Source organism: Mesorhizobium sp. M2A.F.Ca.ET.037.01.1.1, assembly GCF_003998075.1.
Lineage (GTDB): Bacteria > Pseudomonadota > Alphaproteobacteria > Rhizobiales > Rhizobiaceae > Mesorhizobium.
On the sequence record NZ_RZSA01000640.1, the window covers coordinates 1 to 3,981 of the forward strand.

Annotated in this window: 5 protein-coding genes; 2 read left to right on the plus strand and 3 right to left on the minus strand. The window is 64.8% G+C overall.

Annotated features, from left to right (window positions below; translation table 11 throughout):
- Positions 1 to 814 (plus strand): LysR substrate-binding domain-containing protein (locus EOA27_RS25995; RefSeq protein WP_127257598.1); only part of this gene is annotated, 814 nt, incomplete at its 5' end.
- Here the strand turns inward: EOA27_RS25995 and EOA27_RS26000 are convergent.
- The 3 genes from EOA27_RS26000 to EOA27_RS26010 form a co-directional block, all read right to left on the minus strand.
- The gene (locus EOA27_RS26000) at positions 772 to 1,953 is read right to left on the minus strand and encodes an MFS transporter (protein WP_126080788.1); all 1,182 of its coding nucleotides are present in this window, start codon (positions 1,951 to 1,953) and stop codon (positions 772 to 774) included. The two genes, EOA27_RS25995 and EOA27_RS26000, sit on opposite strands and share 43 nt — an antisense overlap.
- Before the next feature lie 397 nt (positions 1,954 to 2,350).
- The gene (locus EOA27_RS26005) at positions 2,351 to 2,659 is read right to left on the minus strand and encodes a DUF1244 domain-containing protein (protein ID WP_126080789.1); all 309 of its coding nucleotides are present in this window, start codon (positions 2,657 to 2,659) and stop codon (positions 2,351 to 2,353) included.
- A gap of 28 nt (positions 2,660 to 2,687) precedes the next feature.
- Positions 2,688 to 3,485, minus strand: a complete 798-nt coding sequence (locus EOA27_RS26010) for an N-formylglutamate amidohydrolase (protein WP_126080790.1) — start codon at positions 3,483 to 3,485, stop codon at positions 2,688 to 2,690.
- 170 nt (positions 3,486 to 3,655) lie between these two features.
- Between EOA27_RS26010 and EOA27_RS26015 the strand changes: the two genes are divergently transcribed.
- Positions 3,656 to 3,981, plus strand: a 326-nt coding sequence (locus EOA27_RS26015) for a DUF1036 domain-containing protein (protein WP_189562113.1), incomplete at its 3' end; no start/stop codon positions are given.

The following is a 3,981-nucleotide window of genomic DNA, read 5'->3' on the forward strand; positions in this document are numbered from 1 at the left end:
GCTCGGCGATGTGGCGGCCGAGCTGGAGGCCGCGCTCGGCGTCACGCTGTTCCGGCGTGCGCGTCGCGGCTACGAGCTGACCGAGGCGGGCAGCACGCTCTACGAGCGCGGACGGGCGGTCAGCGCTGAGGCCAATGCGTTCTCGCTGCTGGCGCTGGGCTCTGTCGAGGCGATCGAGGGCACGGTGCGCATCGCCGCTTCGGAAGTGGTCGCCGCCTTCGTTCTGCCGGACATGATGGCGCGGCTCGGCGAAGAGGAGCCTGGCATCGAGGTCGAGATCGTCGCCTCCAACCAGGTCGAGAATCTCTTGCGTCGCGATGCCGACATCGCCATCCGCATGGTTCGGCCGGCGCAGAACGAACTGGTGGCGCGCAAGGTCACCGACATTCCGCTCTGCCTATGCGCGGCGAGCGTCTATCTCGACCGGCGGGGCCGGCCGGAAAACCCCGCCGACCTCGCCGATCACGCCTTGGTCGGCTTCGACCGCAGTGACGAGATCATTCGCGGCTTCACGTCGTTCGGCATTCCGGTCGGCCGCAGCCATTTCCGCTTTAGGACCGACAACCAGATCGTGCTGTGGGAGGCGGTGCGCACGGGAAACGGCATCGGCCTCGGCCAGGAGCCGTTGGCCGACCGCGATCCGGACCTGGAAAAGCTGTTGCCCGATGTGCCGCTGCCGGTCCTGCCTGTCTGGCTCGCGATGCATCGCGACGTGCGCACCAGCATGCGCATCCGCCGCGTGGCGGATTTCCTGCATGAGGGGCTGAAGCTTTATTCGGCCGGCACGGGTTCGGGAGCGAATTCTGCGCGGTGAGCGAGCCCTGCCATCAGGAGCACGACGACCAGCAGCCCGGAAAGCGCAATGAAGATCGGTCCGAAGCTCGAATGCTCCGCGACGAAGCCGATCGCCGACGGCGCCACCAATATGCCGGAATAGCCCATGGTGGTGACGACGCTCATGCCGGTGCCGGACGACATGCCTTCCTGGTTGCCGCCGGCTGAGAACAGGATCGGCACCATGTTGGCGATGCCGAAGCCGCAGAAGGCGAAGGCGGCGATGGCGAGGTAAGGCGAGGACGAGAGGCCGGCGACCAGCATGCCGGCGGCCGCGACCAGCGCCGAGCCGCGCAAGGTCTGCACTGCGCCGAAGCGGTTGCGCACGCTGTCGCCCAGGAAGCGCATCAGCGCCATGACGCCCGAGAAGGCGGCATAGGCGAGGCCGGCGACCGCGAGGTCGGCGCCCAGTTCCTGATGCAGGAAGAGCGCCGCCCAATCGAGCACCGCGCCTTCGGAGATCATAGTGAGCAGCGCCATCAGCCCGACCAGATAGACGGCGGTGTGCCGCGGCAGCGTGAATTTCTGATGCTCGACAGCCTGCGGCCGGTCCTCGGCGACGAGATGGCGAATGGCGAAGGCGATCACGGCAAAGGCGATCACCGTCACCGCGACGGCATGGGGAAGATAACCGTAGTTCTGGATCGAATAGCCGCCGAGCGCGCCGCCGGCGAAGCCGCCAAGGCTCCAGAAGCCGTGCGAGGAGGACATGATCGCCCGGGAAAGCCTTCTTTCAACCACCACGGCGTTCGAGTTCATGGCGACATCCATGCCGCCGATCGAACCGCCGAAGATGAGCATGGCGATGGCCGCCAGCGGCACGTTGGGCGCGAGCGCCACGATCAGCAGGCCGAAGCTGCCGCAGACGCCGAACCAACGCGTCACGCTGCGCGAGCCATGCCTGGAAATGAGATGGCCGCAGCAGGTCATGGCAATGACCGCGCCGACGCCGAACAAAAGGATCAGCAGGCCGAGCGTGAACCGAGTGATGTCGAGCCGGGTCAGGAACACCGGGATCTGCGGCGCCCAACTGCCGGTCAGAAAACCATTGGCGAGGAAGATACCGGCGACGGCCCAGCGGCCGCGTGTCGCGGCCTGCATCGTGGTTTGCATGCTCATCGTCCGGATTTCCGCTGCGGTAAATGGTTCGCGCGGCAAATTAGATCGATTCAATTTGTAGTCAAGAACTGAACAAAGAAAGTGCTTGGACCAAGGGAGCGGCCGAGGATTGGTTCTGTTCGAGGCATACTGCAGCTTTGGAGATTAGCAGAATCGCCCCTCCATTCGTCATCCACGGGCGGAGCAAGGAGCGAAGCGACGCGCGCAGACCCGAGGATCCATTCCGTGACCTGGAAGCGCCGCTACGACGCAAACCATCCCCGGGGTGCACTACGATCATATTCTGGACCGCTGCACTCTTCGATAGTCGTAACGGCATGGATTCCAGGGTCTGCGCGCGTCGCTTCGCTCCTTGCTCCGCCCTGGAATGACGAAGTCGCGAAGGCATTCGACAGCGTCAATGATCCTTCGGCCGCTTGGCCTCGAACTCGGCCTTCTTGGCTTCTGAAGCCTCGGTCTGGTTGAGCGCCTGCCATTCGGCATAAGGCATGCCGTAGACGATCTCGCGCGATTTATCCTTCGACAGCGCCACGCCCTCGGCTTCGGCGGCCTCGCGATACCAGTTGGACAGGCAGTTGCGGCAGAAGCCGGCGAGGTTCATCAGGTCGATGTTCTGGACATCGCCGCGCTCGCGCAGATGCGCCACCAGCCGGCGGAAAGCCGCGGCCTCGAAATCGCGCTTCTGGTCGTCGCTGAGTTCGGTCATCTCGGAAACTCCTGGACTGTCGGCCTGCCTACACCGGCCCGGTGCGCGAGCCGAACATCTTCACCTGATGTATATCGGCACGGCGGTCGATGGCGTCAACGATGGGCGCCAGCCGCTCGGCCCAGGCGAGCGCCCCGGCGCGGTCGGCGATCAGGTCCTGGCGGATCTCGATCAGCGCATGCGCGTAGCCGTTGACGATGGCGTGGCGGAACATGGTGTCGCCGCGCAGCGCGCCGTCATAGGGCTCGTTGTCGCCGACGACGAGGGACCTGTCCTGCGCCAACATGTCGATCAGCGGCCGCGCCACGCGGTCGTCGCGGTCCCACAGCACGCCGACATGCCAGGGGCGGACGAAGCCCTGCATCACCGGCGTGAAGGAATGGACGGAGAAGATGAACGGCGCCTTGCCCGACGCATGCGCCACGGAGGCGATCATCGCGCCGACGGCGTCGTGATAGGGCCTGTAGAAGCGGTCGAGCCGCCGTTCGCGCTCTTCCGGAGCTATCGGATAGTTACCCGGCACCACGGTGCCGTCATAGAGCTGACGGATCATGGTCGGGTCGTCCTCGCCCCGGTTGGGGTCGACCAACAGCCGCGAGAAGCCTGCCAGCACCGCCGGCGCGTCGAGCGCGGTCGCGAGCTCGCGCGTCACCGTCTCGACGCCGATGTCATAGGCGATGTGACGGTCGAATTCGGATGCCGGCAAACCGAGGCTGCCATATTCCTCCGGCAGGTCGCGGCGGGCGTGGTCGGCCAGAAGCACGACCCCCTTCTTGCGGTCGCCCTCGACAATGTCGAACGGCGTGAAAACTGTGGATCGGGTCATCGGCTGAAAAGGGGATGGCGGCTGCGATGTGGTATCGTCATTCCACGAAGAAGACGCCGGCGCAATGCCGTTGTTTGGCCAAGGTTTCCGCAAAAAATCCCCGGCGCGGGGAGAATTTGCGCGACGGGCCCTTCTAAATCGATTGGAATTGAACAAAACGGCGCGTTGACATGCGACCGGAGTTTGCTGAAAAGGGGCTTCGAGAGATGCAAATGTGGTTCGCAAGGGGATCTGCGATGGGTTTTGCCGGCCGGCTGCGCAAGCGCCTGGCCCTGCCGTTGCTGATCGTCGGCGCGGGATTTTTCGCGATAGCCGCGACCTCGCCGGCCCGGGCCGACTTCCGCGTTTGCAACGCAACGCAAAATCTGGTGGGCGTCGGCATCGGCTATCGCGCCAAGGCCGGCTGGATCACCGAGGGCTGGTGGCACATCGAAGGATCGACCTGCAAGACGCTGATCGAGGGTCCGCTGTCATCAAGGTTTTACTATCTTTATGC

Bases quoted from the DNA above. Each gene is read 5' to 3' on its own strand.
- EOA27_RS26000 (WP_126080788.1), bottom strand. From the start codon at position 1,953: ATGAGCATGCAAACCACGATGCAGGCCGCGACACGCGGCCGCTGGGCC.
- EOA27_RS26005 (WP_126080789.1), bottom strand. From the start codon at position 2,659: ATGACCGAACTCAGCGACGACCAGAAGCGCGATTTCGAGGCCGCGGCT.
- EOA27_RS26010 (WP_126080790.1), bottom strand. From the start codon at position 3,485: ATGACCCGATCCACAGTTTTCACGCCGTTCGACATTGTCGAGGGCGAC.